General features: G+C 58.2%; 13 protein-coding genes and 1 riboswitch. Of the genes, 4 read left to right on the forward strand and 9 right to left on the reverse strand.

Translation table 11 applies throughout. From position 1 onward, the window contains the following. Positions 1 to 7 precede the first annotated feature (7 nt). From rapA to araB, 5 genes are all read right to left on the reverse strand, one after another. The gene (gene rapA / locus IM282_RS05585; protein ID WP_023299306.1) at positions 8 to 2914 is read right to left on the reverse strand and encodes an RNA polymerase-associated protein RapA; all 2907 of its coding nucleotides are present in this window, start codon (positions 2912 to 2914) and stop codon (positions 8 to 10) included. Positions 2915 to 3041: 127 nt separating this feature from the next. After that, complete coding sequence (gene polB, locus IM282_RS05590; protein ID WP_192970218.1) at positions 3042 to 5399, reverse strand: DNA polymerase II; 2358 nt, start codon at positions 5397 to 5399, stop codon at positions 3042 to 3044. A 156-nt stretch (positions 5400 to 5555) separates the two neighbouring features. Next, positions 5556 to 6251, reverse strand: coding sequence for an L-ribulose-5-phosphate 4-epimerase (gene araD / locus IM282_RS05595; protein WP_022647024.1), 696 nt, complete (start codon positions 6249 to 6251; stop codon positions 5556 to 5558). Positions 6252 to 6337: 86 nt separating this feature from the next. Then, the gene (gene araA, locus IM282_RS05600; RefSeq protein ID WP_015572656.1) at positions 6338 to 7840 is read right to left on the reverse strand and encodes an L-arabinose isomerase; all 1503 of its coding nucleotides are present in this window, start codon (positions 7838 to 7840) and stop codon (positions 6338 to 6340) included. Between the two features lie 10 nt (positions 7841 to 7850). Continuing rightward, a complete protein-coding gene (gene araB, locus IM282_RS05605; RefSeq protein ID WP_192970219.1) occupies positions 7851 to 9560 on the reverse strand; it encodes a ribulokinase in 1710 nt (569 codons plus the stop codon). Positions 9561 to 9895: 335 nt separating this feature from the next. Between araB and araC the strand changes: the two genes are divergently transcribed. Then, on the forward strand, positions 9896 to 10741 hold the full coding sequence (gene araC, locus IM282_RS05610; protein WP_032625458.1) for an arabinose operon transcriptional regulator AraC: 846 nt from the start codon (positions 9896 to 9898) through the stop codon (positions 10739 to 10741). 118 nt (positions 10742 to 10859) lie between these two features. Beyond that, complete coding sequence (locus tag IM282_RS05615; RefSeq protein WP_017383796.1) at positions 10860 to 11627, forward strand: DedA family protein; 768 nt, start codon at positions 10860 to 10862, stop codon at positions 11625 to 11627. 43 nt (positions 11628 to 11670) lie between these two features. Here IM282_RS05615 and thiQ read toward each other — a convergent pair whose 3' ends face one another. The 4 genes from thiQ to sgrR form a co-directional block, all read right to left on the reverse strand. Next, positions 11671 to 12372: a thiamine ABC transporter ATP-binding protein ThiQ gene (gene thiQ / locus IM282_RS05620; protein WP_045308058.1), complete on the reverse strand. Its 702-nt coding sequence runs from the start codon at positions 12370 to 12372 to the stop codon at positions 11671 to 11673. Then, positions 12356 to 13966 carry a thiamine/thiamine pyrophosphate ABC transporter permease ThiP gene (gene thiP, locus IM282_RS05625; protein ID WP_046619880.1) on the reverse strand — a complete coding sequence of 537 codons (1611 nt, stop codon included), beginning with the start codon at positions 13964 to 13966 and terminating at the stop codon, positions 12356 to 12358. Before thiP ends, thiQ begins: the two co-directional genes overlap by 17 nt. Then, positions 13942 to 14925, reverse strand: a complete 984-nt coding sequence (thiB, locus tag IM282_RS05630; RefSeq protein WP_023299313.1) for a thiamine ABC transporter substrate binding subunit — start codon at positions 14923 to 14925, stop codon at positions 13942 to 13944. Before thiB ends, thiP begins: the two co-directional genes overlap by 25 nt. 31 nt (positions 14926 to 14956) lie before the next feature. Further along, a riboswitch (TPP riboswitch) is annotated at positions 14957 to 15057 on the reverse strand. A gap of 36 nt (positions 15058 to 15093) precedes the next feature. Continuing rightward, positions 15094 to 16749: an HTH-type transcriptional regulator SgrR gene (gene sgrR / locus IM282_RS05635; protein WP_022647030.1), complete on the reverse strand. Its 1656-nt coding sequence runs from the start codon at positions 16747 to 16749 to the stop codon at positions 15094 to 15096. Between the two features lie 88 nt (positions 16750 to 16837). Between sgrR and sgrT the strand changes: the two genes are divergently transcribed. Together sgrT and IM282_RS05645 are read left to right on the forward strand one after the other, a co-directional pair. Further along, the gene (sgrT, locus tag IM282_RS05640; protein ID WP_003856388.1) at positions 16838 to 16990 is read left to right on the forward strand and encodes a glucose uptake inhibitor SgrT; all 153 of its coding nucleotides are present in this window, start codon (positions 16838 to 16840) and stop codon (positions 16988 to 16990) included. A 120-nt stretch (positions 16991 to 17110) separates the two neighbouring features. Beyond that, a complete protein-coding gene (locus tag IM282_RS05645; protein ID WP_022647031.1) occupies positions 17111 to 18289 on the forward strand; it encodes a sugar efflux transporter in 1179 nt (392 codons plus the stop codon). Positions 18290 to 18440: the final 151 nt, after the last annotated feature.

Raw genomic sequence — 18440 nt, forward strand, 5'->3', positions numbered from 1 at the left:
GCTCCGCTTACTGATGCGTCACAACGATAAGACGCAGGGCGTCGAGACGCCATCCGGCCTGATTCAGACTTTCCAGCACCTGCTGGCGGTTGCTCTCAATTGCGGCCAGCTCATCGTCACGAATGTTCGGGTTCACCGCTTTCAACGCTTCCAGACGCGACAGCTCGGCAGAAAGCTTCTCATCGGCTTCGCTGCGCGCCGCATCAATCAGCACTCTGGCCGCTTTTTCGGCCTGGGTTTCACCCAGTTGCAGAATGGCATGCACGTCCTGTTGCACCGCATTCACCAGCTTGCTGCCGGTATGGCGGTTCACCGCGCTCAACTGACGGTTGAAGCTTTCAAACTCCACCTGGCCGGCCAGATTCGTACCGTTTTTATCCAGCAGCAGACGCACCGGCGTTGGCGGGAGGAAGCGGTTAAGCTGAAGCTGTTTCGGCGCCTGCGCTTCCACAACGTAGATCAGCTCCACCAGCAGCGTGCCCACAGGCAAGGCTTTGTTCTTCAACAGGGAAATGGTGCTGCTGCCGGTATCGCCGGAGAGGATCAGATCCAGACCGTTGCGGATCAGCGGGTGCTCCCAGGTAATGAACTGTGCGTCTTCGCGGGACAGCGCCACATCACGCTCAAAGGTGATAGTGCAGCCGTCTTCCGGCAGGCCCGGGAAATCCGGCACCAGCATATGATCGGACGGGGTCAGCACGATCATGTTCTCGCCGCGATCGTCCTGGTTTATACCGACGATGTCGAACAGATTCATGGAGAAGCTGATCAGGCTGGTGTCGTCGTCCTGCTCTTCAATGCTTTCGGCCAGCTGCTGCGCTTTTTCACCGCCGTTGGAGTGGATCTCCAGCAGGCGATCGCGACCCTGCTCCAGCTGCGCTTTCAGTGCGTCGTGCTTCTCACGGCAGGATTTGATCAGTTCATCAAAGCCCTCACTATTTTCAGGCGCGGCCAGGTAACCGATCAGATCGCCATGGACCTGATCGTAAATGGTGCGGCCGGTCGGGCAGGTGTGTTCAAACGCGTCCAGCCCTTCGTGGTACCAGCGCACCAGCACCGACTGGGCGGTTTTCTCCAGATACGGCACGTGGATCTGAATATCGTGCGCCTGCCCGATACGATCCAGACGGCCGATACGCTGCTCCAGCAGATCCGGGTTAAACGGCAGATCGAACATCACCAGATTGCTGGCGAACTGGAAGTTACGGCCTTCAGAACCGATTTCAGAGCACAGCAGAACCTGCGCGCCGCTGTCCTCTTCACCAAACCAGGCTGCTGCACGATCGCGCTCAACTATGGACATGCCTTCGTGGAACACGGCGGCGCGAATGCCTTCGCGCTCACGCAGAACCTGCTCCAGCTGCAATGCGGTAGCGGCTTTGGCGCAGATCACCAGCACTTTCTGGGAACGGTGAGCGGTGAGGTAGCCCATCAACCACTCCACGCGCGGATCGAAGTTCCACCAGGTGCCGGTGTCGCCTTCGAATTCCTGATAAATCTGCTCCGGGTAGAGCATGTCGCGCGCGCGATCTTCCGCAGATTTACGGGTACCCATAATGCCGGAGACTTTAATCGCCGTCTGGTACTGGGTCGGCAGCGGCAGTTTGATGGTGTGCAGCTCGCGTTTCGGGAAGCCTTTCACGCCGTTACGGGTGTTACGGAACAGCACGCGGCTGGTACCGTGGCGGTCCATCAGCATGTCGATCAGCTCTTTACGCGCGGATCCCGCATTATCGCTGTCGCTGTTCGCGGCCTGAAGCAGCGGCTCAATATCCTGCTCGCCAATCAGATCGCTGAGAGTGTTAAGCTCATCATTAGAGAGACGATTACCGGCCAGCAGCAGCGCGACGGCGTCCGCCACCGGGCGGTAGTTTTTCTGCTCTTCAACAAACTGCTCAAAATCGTGGAAACGGTTGGGATCGAGCAGGCGCAGACGGGCGAAGTGGCTCTCAAGACCCAGCTGCTCCGGCGTGGCGGTCAGGAGCAGAACGCCCGGTACGCGCTCGGCAAGCTGCTCAATCGCCATGTATTCACGGCTTGGCGCGTCTTCGCTCCAGACGAGGTGGTGCGCTTCGTCGACGACCATCAGATCCCATTCAGCGTCGCACAGATGCTCCAGGCGCTGCTTGCTGCGGCGCACGAAGTCCAGGGAACAAATGACCAGCTGTTCGGTTTCAAACGGGTTGTCCGCGTCGTGCTGGGCTTCGGCATAGCGCTCATCGTCGAACAGGGAGAAGCGCAGGTTAAAGCGGCGCAGCATTTCAACCAGCCACTGATGTTGCAGCGTTTCTGGAACCACAATCAGCACGCGCTCGGCAGCGCCAGAGAGCAGCTGCTGGTGCAGGATCATGCCTGCTTCGATGGTTTTACCCAGGCCCACTTCGTCAGCCAGCAGCACGCGAGGCGCATGGCGACGGCCCACGTCATGGGCGATATTCAGCTGATGGGGAATAAGGCTGGTACGCTGACCGCGCAGGCCGCTCCACGGCATGCGGTACTGCTCACTCTGGAACTTACGCGCGCGGTAGCGCAGGGAGAAGCGATCCATTCGGTCGATTTGCCCGGCAAACAGACGGTCCTGCGGCTTGCTGAACACCAGTTTGCTGTCGAGCAGCACTTCACGCAGGATGACATTCGTCTCGTCGGTATCAAGACGCGTTCCGATGTAGGCGAGCAGTCCATTCTCTTCTTTTACGTCTTCAACCTTCAGTTGCCAGCCGTCATGGCTGGTCACGGTATCACCCGGATTGAACATTACGCGGGTAACAGGGGAGTCATTGCGAGCGTACAGGCGGTTTTCACCGGTAGCAGGGAAAAGGAGGGTAACCATGCGCGCATCGACGGCAACGACGGTTCCTAATCCAAGTTCGCTTTCTGTATCGCTGATCCAGCGTTGACCAAGTGTAAAAGGCATAGTTGTTCGGCTCTAATCTTTAATTGCAGGCAATAGTTCGACCCCGTCAAAAAAGACGGTCATCGAAAAATGGGTCCGGGAATGGAAAGGGCGCTATGGTACTGGATGGCAACGGTTTCGTCACGCGTCAAAATAGCCCAAGTTGTCCTGTCACTAGTGTAGCAAAGTCGTCGTTGATGAACGGTAAAATTCCCTCCGCAACAGGCTGAAGCTGGCGGGTCAGGTAGTGATCGTAATCGAGCGGAGACTGCTGGTAATCAACGGGTTCTGGTCCGTTCGTTGTCCAGACGTATTTGATCGTTCCCCGGTTCTGATACTGCGGCGCGCGGCCCCGTCGAACGTTCTCTTCATCCGCCAGTCGCGCCGCGCGGACGTGCGGAGGAACATTACGCTGGTAGTCCGCCAGCGGGCGGCGCAGGCGCTTGCGATACACCAGCTGCGCGTCAAGTTCGCCCGCCATCAGGCTGGCTATCGTCTCGCGCACGTAGTCCTGATACGGCTCATTGCGGAACACCCGCAGATAAAGGGTTTGCTGAAACTGCTGTGCCAGCGGCGTCCAGTCGGTGCGCACTGTCTCCAGCCCTTTAAACACCATCCGCTGCTTGTCGCCTTCCTGAATCAGTCCGGCGTAGCGCTTCTTGCTGCCCTGGTCGGTCCCGCGAATGGTCGGCATTAAAAAGCGGGCAAAATGGGTTTCAAACTCCAGCTCTAACGCACTGGTTAACCGCTCTTTTTGCAAACTTTCGCGCCACCAGGCGTTCACGAAGGCGACCAGTTCTTTGCCGATTTGCGCGGCGTCGTCTTCTGAACGGGCCGATTTCAGCCAGACAAAGGTGGAATCGGTGTCGCCATAAATAACGTCATAACCCCGGGATTCAATTAACGCTTTGGTCTGGCGCATAATGTCGTGCCCGCGCATGGTGATGGACGACGCCAGACGCGGATCAAAGAAGCGGCAGGCGCTGGTGCCCAGCACCCCGTAAAAGGCGTTCATAATGATTTTCAGCGCCTGTGAGAGCGGCTTGTTGCCGTGGCGTTTTGCCTCGTCGCGGCCGTGCCAGATGTTTCCCACGATCTCAGGCAGGCAGTGTTTTTCGCGCGAGAAGCGTGCCCCGAGAAAACCTTCAGTACTGTGCGCATCGTCTGGCTGCGCCATCCCCTCGACCAGCCCTACCGGATCAATCAGAAATGTGCGGATAATCGACGGGTACAGACTTTTATAATCCAGCACCAGCACCGAATCATACAGCCCGGGCCGTGAATCCATCACGTAACCGCCGGGACTGGCCTGCGGCGGCACGTCACCGAGGTTAGGGGCCACATAGCCCGCCCGGTGCATCCGCGGGAAATAGAGGTGGCTGAAGGCCGCTACCGAGCCGCCGTGCCTGTCGACCGCGAGACCGTTTACCGTTGCGCGTTCCAGCAGGAAGGGCATGATCTCGGTTTTATGGAAAATCTGCGTTACCAGCTCACAGTCTTTCAGGTTATAGGTAGCGAGCGCTGGCTTATCCTCATTAAAGCGCCGGTCGATCTCGTCCATTCGGTCCCAGGGATTGTCGATGGATTTACCTTCACCGAGCAGCGCCTGGGCGACCGCTTCCAGCGAGAAGGAAGAGAAGTTCCAGAAGGCCGATTTCAGCGCCTCGATGCCGTCGATTATCAGGCGACCGTTAGCCTGTGCGAAGAATACGCCGTTCTTAAAACCGTGCTCTCGCCACTCCAGCTCCGTGTTTCCGCGCCCTAACGTCATGGGAATGCGGTACCGCTCGGCATGTTTTTGCAGCACGCGCAGGTCAAACTGCACCACGTTCCAGCCGATCAGCACGTCGGGATCGTGCTCGGCAAACCACTGGTTAAGCTTCTCCAGCAGCTGTGGTCGGCTGATAACGTATTCCAGATGAAAATCCAGCGCGGACGCATCGCCGTTCGGGGGCCCGAGCATATAGACAACCCGCTGCCCACAGCCCTCCAGGCCGATGCAGTAAAGCTCGCCGTGACGGGTGGTTTCGATATCCAGCGAGACCCACTTCAGCGGCGGGCGATAGTGCGGGTTAGGCTTCAGGCGCGCGTTCACGAGAAAACCGTTCTGCTCAGCGCCGTCCACCCAGACGGGGGCGGTGATAAACCGCTCCATCAGAAAACGTTCCGGCGGGCGAATGTCCGCTTCGTAGAGCGTCACGCCCGCTTCGCGGAGCAATTTTTCATAGCGCATCAGCTGGCGATGGGCGCGACAGTAGAGGCCATAAACCGGCTGGCGGTGGAAGTCTTTTAGCTCAAGAGGCGTGAGGCGCCAGCCGTTTTCACCGCGCAGCAGCTGCTTTACCTTCTCGACGTGGTGTTCAGGGATAAACGCCACGGACTCCTGAGGCGGCAGGGTAACGTGCAGCGGGCCGTTATCCGTCGCCAGCCAGAACGCAACCTCGGTGCCCTGAGGGGTATCCCGCCAGTGTCGGGTCAGTAAAAAGCCTTCTTGCGCCTGTGCCACGCCGCTATCCCACAAAACAAAACCAGGCCTGATTATAGCCTGGTTGAGGGGTATTTGCTGGGGTTTTATACAGTGCCTGTTTTGCCGGATGGCGCTACGCTTATCCGGCCAACAGGATCCGTAGGCCCGATAAGCGCAGCGCCACCGGACAATGTTTTACTGCCCGTAGTACGCCTTCGCGCCGTGCTTGCGCAGATAATGCTTATCCAGCAGGGTTTGCTGCATATCCGGCAACTGCGGTGCCAGCTGGCGGCAGAAGATCCCCATGTAGGCGACTTCCTCCAGCACGATCGCGTTGTGCACCGCGTCCTCCGCGTTTTTACCCCAGGCAAACGGACCGTGGGAGTGCACCAGCACGCCGGGCATTTGCGCCGCGTCGATACCCTGTTTTTCGAAGGTTTCGACGATCACGTTCCCGGTTTCCCATTCGTACTCACCGCCGATCTCCGCATCGGTCATCAGACGCGTGCAGGGAATGGTGCCGTAAAAGTAGTCCGCGTGGGTGGTGCCGGTGGCCGGAATTGGCTGGCCCGCCTGCGCCCAGATGGTCGCGTGACGCGAATGGGTATGCACAATCCCACCGATGGTCGGGAAGGCCTGATACAGCAGGCGGTGAGTGGGCGTATCGGAGGAGGGCTTTTTATCGCCTTCAACCACTTCACCCGTTTCGATGCTGACCACCACCATATCTTCCGCGGTCATCACCGTGTAATCCACGCCCGAAGGCTTGATCACGAACACGCCTTTTTCCCGGTCAACGGCGCTGACGTTGCCCCAAGTCAGGGTCACCAGGTTATGTTTTGGCAGCGCCAGGTTGGCTTCGAGTACCTGACGTTTGAGATCTTCTAACATTGTCGTCTCCTGCCGGATGGCGTTTCGCTTATCCGGCCTACAGAACCGTAGGCCCGGTAAACGAAGTGCCACCGGGCATTCAGGGCTTAGCGTTTTGAACCGTAATAGACTTCGTTCCAGCGCAGCGCGTCTTTAAAGGCTGGCAGACGGGTGTCGTTATCAATCACGGTCAGTTCGATGTCGTGCAGCTCGGCAAACTGACGCATATCGTTCAGGTCAAGCGCGTGGCTGAAGACGGTGTGGTGCGCGCCGCCGGCCAGGATCCAGGCTTCCGACGCGGTTGGCAGGTCAGGTTGCGCTTTCCACAGGGCGTTCGCGACCGGCAGTTTCGGCAGAGAATGCGGAGTTTCCACAGCATCGACGCAGTTCACCAGCAGGCGGAAACGGTCGCCGAGGTCGATCAGGCTGGCGTTAATGGCCGGGCCGGTACGGGTGTTGAAGATCAGACGGGCCGGATCCGCTTTGCCGCCAATGCCGAGGTACTGCACATCGAGGATCGGTTTCTCTTCAACGGCGATAGACGGACACACTTCCAGCATGTGCGAGCCGAGCACCAGATCGTTACCGTTCTCGAAGTGGTAGGTGTAGTCTTCCATAAAAGAGGTGCCGCCCTGCAGACCGGTCGACATCACCTTCATGATGCGAAGCAGAGCGGCAGTTTTCCAGTCGCCTTCGCCCGCAAAACCGTAGCCCTGCTGCATCAGACGTTGTACAGCCAGGCCCGGGAGCTGTTTCAGGCCGTGGAGATCTTCAAAGGTGGTGGTGAAGGCATGGAAGCCGCCCTGTTCCAGAAAACGCTTCATGCCCAGTTCAATGCGTGCGGCATCCAGCACGTTCTGGCGCTTGTCACCGTTGACCTGTGCCGCAGGCGTCAGGCGGTAGCTGCTTTCGTACTCGTCCACCAGCGCGTTCACGTCGCCATCGCTGATGTCATTCACCACCTGCACCAGGTCGCCCACCGCCCAGGTATTTACGGAGAAGCCGAACTTGATCTGCGCGGCCACTTTGTCGCCGTCGGTTACGGCAACTTCACGCATGTTGTCGCCGAAACGCACCACTTTAAGGTGACGGGTATCCTGCTTAGAGACCGCCTGACGCATCCAGGAGCCAATGCGTTTTTGTGCCTGGCCGTCCTGCCAGTGGCCGGTCACCACGGCATGCTGTTGACGCATACGTGCGCCGATGAAGCCGAACTCGCGACCGCCGTGCGCGGTCTGATTCAGGTTCATGAAGTCCATGTCGATGCTGTCCCACGGCAGGGAGGCGTTGAACTGAGTGTGGAATTGCAGCAGCGGTTTGTTGAGGATAGCCAGGCCGTTGATCCACATTTTGGCTGGCGAGAAGGTGTGCAGCCACACCACCAGGCCAGCGCATTTGTCATCGTAATTGGCATCGCGGCAGATGTTAGTGATTTCGTCCGGCGTAGTACCCAGCGGCTTCAGCACCAGTTTGCACGGCAGTTTGGCTTCCGCGTTCAGCGCATTCACAACGTGCTCCGCGTGTTTCGTCACCTGCTGCAACGCTTCCGGTCCGTATAAATGCTGGCTGCCAATCACAAACCACACTTCATAATTATTAAAAATGGTCATTATCGTGTCCTTAATGTGTCAGGGTTGCCGTAGTGTCCGCGGTACTTTTGGCCGGGGCGGCGACAGGGAGATAGTGAAGTTCGGCGCTTTTTGCCCATTGCTGGTAGCGCTGATAAAGCTGTTCAAAGCGTTGTGCCTGCTGAGCCTGCGGCTGAAGCGTACTTTCGACGGCGCTCGCCATATGCTGTTGCGCGGTCGGGATATCCGCATGGACGCCTGCGGCCACGGCAGCGAAAATCGCTGCGCCCAGCGCACAGCACTGATCGGAGGCCACAATTTGCAGCGGACGGTTGAGCACGTCGCAGCAGGCCTGCATGATCACCGGGTTTTTACGGGCGATACCGCCCAAAGCCATCACGTTGTTCACGTCAATGCCCTGCCCGGTGAAGCACTCCATGATGGCGCGCGCGCCGAACGCGGTGGCGGCGATCAGGCCGCCAAACAGCGCGGGCGCGTCGGTCGCCAGGTTGAGATCGGTAATCACCCCTTTCAGACGCTGGTTGGCAAACGGCGTACGACGGCCGTTGAACCAGTCCAGCACCACCGGCAGGTGATCGAGAGACGGATTTTTTGCCCAGGCTTCGGTGAGCTGCGGCAGGAGCTGTTTTTTGCTCGTGGTAATCTGGTTTTTCAGTTCAGGATGCGCGGCCGCCAGCTGATCCAGCGGCCAGCCGAGCACCCGGCCAAACCAGGCGTAGATATCGCCAAACGCGGACTGACCCGCTTCGAGGCCGATAAAATCAGGCACCACGCTGCCGTCAACCTGACCGCAGATACCCTTCACCGCGCGGTCGCCAACGGTCGTTTTATCCGCCGTCAGAATGTCGCAGGTGGAGGTGCCAATCACTTTCACCAGCGTGTTAGGCTGCGCACCCGCGCCCACGGCGCCCATATGGCAGTCGAACGCGCCGCCGGAAATGGTCACGTTTTGCGGCAGACCGAGGCGTTTCGCCCACTCCTCGCAGAGCATGCCGACCGGAATATCGGCGGTGAAGGTGTCGGTAAACAGCGGGTATGTCAGGTTTTTGTTGATGATCGGGTCGAGTTCATCGAAGAACGCTGCCGGAGGCAGACCACCCCAGCTTTCATGCCACAGCGATTTATGCCCGGCGCTGCAACGGCCACGGCGAATAGCCTGCGGGCGAGTGGTGCCGGAAAGCAGAGCGGGAACCCAGTCGCACAGCTCAATCCATGACGCCGCTGCCTGTGCGACCGACGCGTCCGCGCGGGTAACGTGCAGGATTTTTGCCCAGAACCATTCGCTGGAGTAGATCCCGCCGATGTAGCGCGAGTAGTCGGTTTTGCCCGGCTGGTGGCATAAGCGGGTGATGGCTTCCGCCTCTTCCACGGCGGTATGGTCTTTCCACAGCACAAACATGGCGTTCGGGTTATCGGCAAACTCCGGGCGAAGCGCCAGTACGCGGCCTTCTGCATCAACCGGGGCTGGCGTTGAACCGGTACTGTCGACGCCAATCCCCACGACGTCGGCCCGCTGGGCATCCGTCAGCTCCGCCAGCACGGTTTTGATCGCCGCTTCCATTGATTCAATGTAATCGCGCGGGTGGTGACGGAACTGGTTGTTCGGCGCATCGCAGTAGCGCCCCTCTTGCCAGCGCGGATACCACTCAACGCTGGTTGCTATTTCCTGGCCAGTCGTACAGTCCACTGCCAGCGCGCGAACTGAGTCGCTGCCAAAATCGAGGCCAATTGCAATTGCCATGGTGTTGCTCCATCCAAAACAGGTATGGAAGAACATTAGAGACTGGGGACAAAGATCGTCAGGCAGGATCCGCTAATCTTATGGACTAAATTGCTGTTACGATTGAAAGTGTGACGCCGTGCAAATATTCAATGTGGACATTTCTGCCGTACTTATAGACACTTTTGTTACTGCTTATCCGCCCGTGCTGGCGGAGAAATCAGGGGAAAAGGCTGAAACATGGCGGACGTAAAAGAGGCGTGATGCTTTTTGGATCTTTTCGCGGGCCATTTTTATACTGCTTTTATCGATATGGACAATTGGTTTCCTTCAGGACCCTTGGGAGAACTGAATCTATGGCCGAACCGCAAAACGATCCCCTGCTGCCGGGATACTCATTTAACGCCCATCTGGTGGCGGGGCTGACGCCCATTGAGGCCGAGGGGTATCTCGATTTCTACGTCGATCGACCGCTCGGAATGAAAGGGTATATTCTGAACCTGACCGTTCGCGGGGAAGGGGTGATTAAAAACGGCGATCGGCAGTTTATCTGCCGCCCTGGTGATATGCTGCTGTTCCCGCCGGGGGAGATCCACCACTACGGACGCCACCCGGATGCCAAAGAGTGGTATCACCAGTGGGTCTATTTCCGTCCGCGCGCCTACTGGCAGGAGTGGCTCTCGTGGCCGGCCATTTTCGCGCAAACCGGTTTTTATCGCCCGGATGAGGCGCATCTGGCGCAGTTCCGTGAGCTGTTCGCACAGATTATTGAGGCAGGGCAGGCGGGAGGGCGCTACGCCGAACTGCTGGCCATCAATCTGCTTGAACAGGTGCTGCTGCGCCGCATGGAGGCCATCAACGAGTCGCTTAATCCGCCGCTGGACAACCGCGTCCGCGACGCCTGCCAGTACATTAGCGACCACCTTGCCGACAGCCAGTTTGATATTGCCAGCGTCGCCCAGCATGTGTGCCTGTCGCCGTCACGGCTGTCGCATCTGTTCCGCCAGCAGCTTGGCGTGAGCGTACTCAGCTGGCGCGAGGATCAGCGCATCAGCCAGGCGAAACTGCTGCTCAGCACCACCCGAATGCCTATCGCCACCGTCGGGCGTAACGTCGGCTTTGAAGATCAGCTCTATTTCTCTCGCGTGTTTAAGAAGTGCACCGGTGCCAGCCCGAGCGAATTCCGTGCGGGATGTGAATAATCGGTAAACATTCAGGTGAACTTCAGGCGCATCTTGTAAACTATTCAGACAATTGATGCCTTGACGCGGTGCAGGGCGCTAAGCAGAATCGCTGATTCGTTTTCTGACCGGAATAGTTATGCAGGCATTGCTGGAACATTTTATTACCCAGTCCGTTATGTATTCGCTCATCGCCGTGGCGCTGGTGGCGTTTCTGGAGTCGCTGGCGCTGGTCGGGCTGATCCTGCCCGGCACCGTGATGATGGCGGGGCTTGGGGCGCTTATCGGCAGCGGCGAGGTCAATTTCTGGCAGGCGTGGATGGCCGGTATTATCGGCTGTTTGCTGGGGGACTGGATCTCCTTCTGGCTGGGCTGGCGCTTTAAGAAGCCGCTACACCGCTGGTCGTTCATGAAAAAAAACAAAGCGCTGCTGGATAAAACCGAGCACGCGCTGCACCAGCACAGCATGTTCACCATCCTCGTGGGGCGCTTCGTTGGGCCAACGCGTCCACTGGTGCCGATGGTGGCCGGGATGCTGGATCTGCCCGTCGCGAAGTTTGTGGTGCCGAATATCATCGGCTGCGTCTTCTGGCCGCCGTTCTACTTCCTGCCGGGTATCCTGGCGGGCGCGGCGATTGATATTCCTGACGGTATGCAAAGCGGTGAGTTTAAATGGCTGCTGCTGGGTACGGCGGTGCTGCTGTGGCTGGCGGTTTGGCTCTGCTGGCGCCTGTGGCGCAGCGCGAAAGCGAGCGTCGATCGCCTGACCCGCTATCTCCCGCGCACGCGCCTGCTCTGGCTGGCCCCACTTACGCTCGGCGTGGCGGTGGTAGCGCTGGTGGCGCTAATCCGCCACCCGCTGATGCCGGTGTACGGCGAGATCCTGTTGAAGGTGGTGAGCCGTTAAGGTGTTTTCCCTCTCCCCGTGGGAGAGGGCCAGGGTGAGGGCATCAGACCGCACGAATACCCAACAATGAAGATGCCCCTGCGTTACCACTCAGAAGTTCTTCTGTTTCTCCATCCCACAAAATACGTCCCTCCGCGATCACCACCGATCGCGGCGCGATGCGTGCGGCATCTTCAATGCTGTGCGAAACCATCAGCATCGTCAGTTGTTCGCGCTCGCACACCTCCTCAACCAGCGAGAGCATCTCCTGGCGCAGGGCCGGGTCGAGCGCCGAAAAGGGTTCGTCGAGCAGCAGCAGCGGCTGCTCGCGCACCAGACAGCGTGCCAGCGCCACGCGCTGGCGCTGGCCGCCGGAAAGCTCCCCCGGAAGTCTGTTGATAAACGCAGACAGGCCCATTTGTTCGGCGATCGCCTCCAGCGTCTGACGCTGCGCAGCACTGAGCTTTAACCCCGGATCCATACCCAGCGCGATGTTCTGCCAGACCGTAAGATGATTGAACAGATTGTTTTCCTGAAACAGCATCGACACCGGGCGCTTAGCCGGCGGAGCGTAGGTATACTCGCCATTATCAATGACGATCGACCCGCTGGCTGGCTGCAAAAAACCGGCAATCAGATTGAGCAGGGTACTTTTTCCGGCCCCGCTGGGGCCAAGCACTGCGATTCGCTCTCCCTGACGAACGGAGAGGGTAAAACGCATTGGCAGGTGCTCATAAAGCCAGGTTACATCAGTCAGTTTTAACATCACGCCCCGGAAGTTTTTCGATAACGGTAAATAACGCAAAGCACAGCAGCAACAGGAGCAGCGCCGTGACGGCGCCATCCTGGCTACGATAGGAGCCAATTTGCTGATAAAGCCAGAACGGCAGCGTGCGGAAATCCTCGTTGCCGAAGAGCGCCACTACGCCAAAATCGCCAATCGACAGCACGCAGGCAAACGCCAGCGCCTGGGCGAGCGGACGTTTCAGTGCGCGCAATTCTACCACCTTCAGACGCTGCCAGCCCTGCATGCCCAGCGACTGACACAGCAAGCTGTAGCGGCTGTTGACGTCGCGCATCGGGTTTTCCAGCACCTTGAGCGCGTAAGGGATGGCCATCAGTGCGTTGGTAAAAATGACGATGCCGTCGGCGCTTTCCGGCAGGCCGAGGGTGCTGTTGAACAGTAAAAAGAATCCGGTCGCCAGCACAATGCCCGGCATCGCCAGGATCAGCATACCCGTCAGTTCCAGCGCGTGTCCGGCTTTACGGGCATGACGCGCGTACAGCTCGCGGCTGCTCCAGAGCAGCATCATGGTCAGGATCACGCACAGTAGCCCGGCTGCCAGCGCAATGCGCAAGGAGGTCCACGTCGCTTGCCACAGGACAGGTTGTTGCAGTACCGACAACACATTGCGATTCAGTCCATCAACGATAACGGCCAGCAGCGGGGGCAGCAAAAGCAGGAGTGCCAGTGCGATCAGCATAAAATCCGCGACGCGGCTATACAGGCAGTCCTGCGGATCGCGCCAGCCTGTCATGTTATTGCTTCCTGTGGGGATCGTTTTGCTTAGCCTCTGGCTGAGTAACACCAGTGCCAGACAGCATACCATCTGCACGATCGCCAGCAGCGCGGCGCGGCCCGGATCGTAGTCGTAACTTAAAGCCTGATAGATCGCCAGCTCAATGGTGGTGGCCTGCGGCCCGCCGCCGAGAGAAAGTACGGTCGCGAAGCTGGCGAAGCAGAGCATAAAGATTAGCGCGGCAACCGGGGCAATCTGGCGTCGCAGCCACGGCCATTCGACAAAGCGGAAGAACGACCAGCCGCGCATGCCAAGCTGGGCGGCAATCTGACGCTGCTCACCGGGAATGTTTTCCAGCGCCTGTAAAAAGAGGCGCGTGGCCATCGGCATATTGAAAAAAATATGCGCCAGCAGAATGCCTTTCAGGCCGTATGGCGAGAAGGTCCATTCCAGACCAAGCAGGTTGAAAAGGAATGCCAGCCATCCCTGCCGACCATAGACGCTCAGAATGCCGAACACCGCCACCAGCACGGGCAGGATCAGCGTCATCGCGCACAGCCGCAGCAGGGCAAGCCTGCCGGGGAAACGTCTGCGATAGAGGGCGCGCGCGAGGAAAATGGCCGGGAGCGTCGACAGCAGCGCGGAGAGAAACGCCTGCCAGAAGGAGAAACGGATGACGTGCCAGAGATAGCTATCGTGCCAGAGCGCGAGCAGATCGCTCTCTGGCGCGTTAAACCACAGCGCAAGGAATGCACCCAGGCTGACGACCACCATCAGTATAGCGGCGAGCAGCCCGGGAACTAACCAGCCGGGGATCAGCGGCTGACGGCGCGTTGCCATTCACTTATCCATGCGGCGCGCTGGGTGGCAACCTGCTGCGGCGTAAATTCCAGGGAGGTTTGCGGTTTGTTCAGCTGCTCAAAACCTGCCGGCAGCGCAACATCAGTGACCGGGTACATCCAGTTTCCTGTCGGAATAGCATTCTGGAATGCCGGTGAAACCATAAACTTCAGGAATTTCTCGGCGAGCTCCGGCTGTTTGCTCGCGGCGGTGCGGGCGGCCACTTCCACCTGCAAATAATGTCCTTCAGCAAAGTTCGCGGCGGCGTAGTTGTCTTTCTTCTCGGCGATAATGTGGTAGGCCGGAGAAGTCGTGTAGCTCAGCACAAGGTCGCTTTCGCCTTTCAGGAACAGGCCGTAGGCTTCGCTCCAGCCTTTGGTGACGGTAACGGTTTTCGCAGCCAGTTTCTGCCACGCCTCAGGCGTTTTGTTGCCATAGACTTTCTGCATCCACAACAGCAGCCCCAGACCCGGCGTGCTGGTGCGCGGATCTTCATAAATCACGCGCCACTTCTGATCGCTTTCGACCAGCTCTTTCAGGCTTTTAGGCGGATTTTTCAGCTTGTTTTTATCGTAGACAAACGCAAAGTAACCGTAATCAAAGGGTACGAAGGTGTCGTTTTTCCAGCCGCCCGGCACGTTGACGGCATCTGCCGCCACGCCGCTCTTGGCGAACAGTCTGGTTTGAGTGGCGGCTTGCAGCAGGTTGTTATCCAGCCCGAGCACCACGTCGGCTTTGCTGTTTTTGCCTTCCATACGCAGCCGGTTAAGCAGAGAGACACCATCTTCCAGTGCCACGAATTTCAGCTCGCAGTTGCAGTCGGCTTCAAAGGCTTTTTTCACCGCCGGGCCGGGGCCCCAGTCGGCGGAGAAGGAGTCGTAGGTGTAGACCGTCAGGACAGGCTTAGCAAAAACAGGCAGCGCAAACAGCGCCAGCAGAGGAAGAACGTTTTTTAACACTTTGCACCTCAGGGTTGAGTGGCAAAGGATTTTGAGAGACAGCCTCAAATCCCTTCGCCGGCGTTATCCGGATCAGGTTCGACGGGTATTATCTCAGCGCACATCAGTGATGCAGCACCCCGTTGAGAACGGCGCTATTGTAATGATTTGGTGAATATTACGAAAGCGTTATGGCTCCGGCGGCGCAAACCACGCGGATTTAAAATCAAACCAGCCCAGGGTATTCATTCGCAGGCCGCGCATGCTGCGCTGCCCTTGGATCAGCAGCCAGTGGTGAATCAACGGTACGATCGTCTGCCCGGCCAGCAGCTCCTGACACCAGGCGGCCAGATCCATTTCTCCTGCCCGCCACCGTGCGGCGTCTCGCTGCCAGTCCCGATTGATACAGTGCTGAATCAGGGGCACTTCATACAGGTGAGAGAAGAGCGAAAAATCAAGCGGCAGCGTGAAGTTCGCACTGTTGAGCCAGATATCGCTGATAACATCTCCACGGTGCCATTCATCATAGTCCACTTCCTGTATCGCCAGCGTCACGCCCTCGGCTGCCAGCAGCTTACTCATGATCCTTGCGATAAACCGGTGTTCAATGTGATCGCGATAGTAGCTGAGGGTGATGGTCTCCAGTCCGGCAGGTTTTTCACTGCGTACTGGCTGCGCATGGTGCCAGCGCGGAAGCAGGCCATAGGCCGGGAACCACCAGGTCTGGTATTGCTCCTCTGCGTGATAAATCAGGTTAGCGGGCGCCAGAACATGGCTGATCCACCTGCGTACGTCGTGATTCGCCCCGCGATGGCTGCGGCTATCGAAGAGCAGGTAGTAGCAGCCCTCCTCCAGGCGGCTTTCGAACGCCTTTTCACCGGCTGTTGGCCCTTCCAGCGTCAGGCCTGCGCTCAGCTCTTCGTTGAGATCCGGTAGTACCCAGACGTTGACTTCGTCGATCAGCGCCCTATAGCCAAAGTAATCATCAAAGGCGCGGATCTTCAGCTGATTACTGTTGTTCCGTGAAACGGAGTAGGGGCCCGTACCAATCGGCTGGCTGGAAAAATTGTTCAGGGATCGCCACTCGGCAGGCAGGATCATCGAGGGTACGTAGCCCAGAAGCCACGGAAGCCATTTGTCCGGCTGCGATAGCTCAATATCCAGGGTCCAGGCCGTGGGGGAGTGGATCCGCGCGATATGCGAATAGAGCGGCAGCGTGCGGGCGCGCTCTAAGGAATCGATAACGTCGCGCATCTCCAGCTCGCGTCCATGGTGGAAATGAATGCCGGGACGTAAAAAGAAGCGCCAGTGCAACGGAGACACCTGTTGCCAGTGATGGGCAATATCCGCTTCCAGTTCCCCGTTTTCCTCATTTATCCGCGTCAGACCGCTAAAAATCTGCCGGGCCATGTGGGTTTCAGAGCGACGTAACGCCGTACCGGGCAACAGATTTTTCATTGGGCGATAGTAAAGCACTCGCAGAATGTGGCGTCCCTGACGAAAGCTGCGTCCCAGATGCGAGACCAGCATCTGGCGCACGGCGGCTTTGTCGCCCACCAGCTGGACCAGCTGATCGATGCGGTCTTGCTCCAGCAGATCCTCCGCCCGCTGTTGCTGCAACGCCAGGCCGGTATAGAGGAAAGTCAGGCGCGAGCGCTTACCGCGTCCGGCTTCGGCCTCCCAGTTTAGCCAGCCCTGCTGCTGCATGGTGTTAAGGAGGGTACGCATATGACGCCGGGAGCAGTTGAGGAGCTCAGCCAGCTCGTTCAGCGTGGTCTCCTGCGATTGCCCCTCGCAGCACTGCCAGAGGCGGATAAATTGTTGTTGCAGACGACCAGAAGGCATAAAAGAGGAACTCCTGACAAAAAATCAGCAATTTATTAATCCCTATATTAAGCCAATAATCCTTATCGATGAAGCGAGGAGGTAAATTATGAAGAGGTCTACCGCACGTCAGTTTTATCAGCACTATTTTTCAGCGACAAAGGGAGTGTCCTGGCTGGCCCGCCAGTGCGCAGAGCAGCGGCTGAGAATACTGGAAGATCTGATGCAGTGGGACGTTACGAAACCGACCTCTTCTCGCTAACTCGCCTCGATCATGTGTGACTGAGTATTGGTGCTAATCACCCGCCAGCAAAATGTTTTTGCTGGCTTTTTTCGTTTACTATTTCACCCAATTTCGATTCGCTTTCACAAGGACTTGCGCATGCTCTGGTTGATGACGATGGGGCGACGCCTGAACGGCGTGTACGCCGCTTTTATGCTGGTGGCCTTCATGATGGGCGTGGCCGGTGCGCTACAGGCGCCGACGCTGAGCCTGTTTCTCAGCCGTGAGGTTGGGGCGCAGCCATTTTGGGTAGGCCTGTTCTACACCGTCAACGCCATTGCCGGGATCCTCGTCAGCCTGTGGCTGGCGAAACGATCCGACAGCCAGGGCGATCGCCGCAAGCTGATCCTCTTTTGTTGCGCCATGGCCGTGGGCAACGCGTTGCTGTTTGCCTTTAATCGTCACTACCTGACGCTTATCACCTGTGGCGTGCTGTTGGCCTCTCTGGCGAACACCGCCATGCCGCAGCTCTTCGCCCTGGCCCGGGAGTACGCCGACAACTCGGCGCGGGAAGTGGTGATGTTCAGCTCGGTGATGCGTGCGCAGCTCTCTCTCGCATGGGTCATCGGCCCCCCGCTGGCGTTCATGCTGGCGCTGAACTACGGTTTCACCGTCATGTTCACCATCGCCGCGGGAATTTTTGCCATCAGCCTGGCGCTGATAGCCTTTGTGCTGCCATCGGTGGCGCGCGTAGAGCAGGTGACGGACAAGCCCATCACCCAGGTAAGCGGCTGGCAGGATAAAAACGTCCGCATGTTGTTTATCGCCTCCACGCTGATGTGGACCTGCAACACCATGTACATTATCGATATGCCGCTGTGGATCAGCAGCGATCTGGGACTGCCCGACAAGCTCGCGGGGATCCTGATGGGCACCGCTGCCGGGCTGGAGATCCCGGCGATGATTCTGGCGGGTTACTACGTAAAACGTTTCGGAAAGCGTCGGATGATGGTCGTCGCCGTGGCGGCTGGGGTAGTGTTCTACGCGGGGTTAATCCTTTTCCATTCGCGTGAAGCTTTGCTGGCGTTACAGCTATTTAACGCGGTATTTATCGGAATCGTTGCCGGGATCGGCATGCTCTGGTTCCAGGATTTAATGCCGGGGCGAGCAGGCTCCGCGACCACGCTGTTTACTAACAGTATCTCTACCGGCGTGATTCTGGCAGGGGTGATTCAGGGGGCGCTGTCGCAAAGCTATGGACATGCATCCGTGTACTGGGTGATCGCAGCGATTTCGGTCATCACGCTTGTATTAACGTGCCGGGTTAAAGACGTTTGATTCTGGAAGGCGGCTTCACGAAATGAAACGATTTTCTGACAGGAGCAGAGAAGGCGCATAGAGTGCGTGACGGGTGCTTGAGGCTGTTTGCCTCAGGCTTTCGCAAGAGGCAAACAGTGGAGAGTCCCACATCAAAAAAACTGATGGGGAG

This window comes from Enterobacter cloacae complex sp. P29RS, from assembly GCF_014893445.1.
Taxonomy (GTDB): domain Bacteria; phylum Pseudomonadota; class Gammaproteobacteria; order Enterobacterales; family Enterobacteriaceae; genus Enterobacter; species Enterobacter intestinihominis.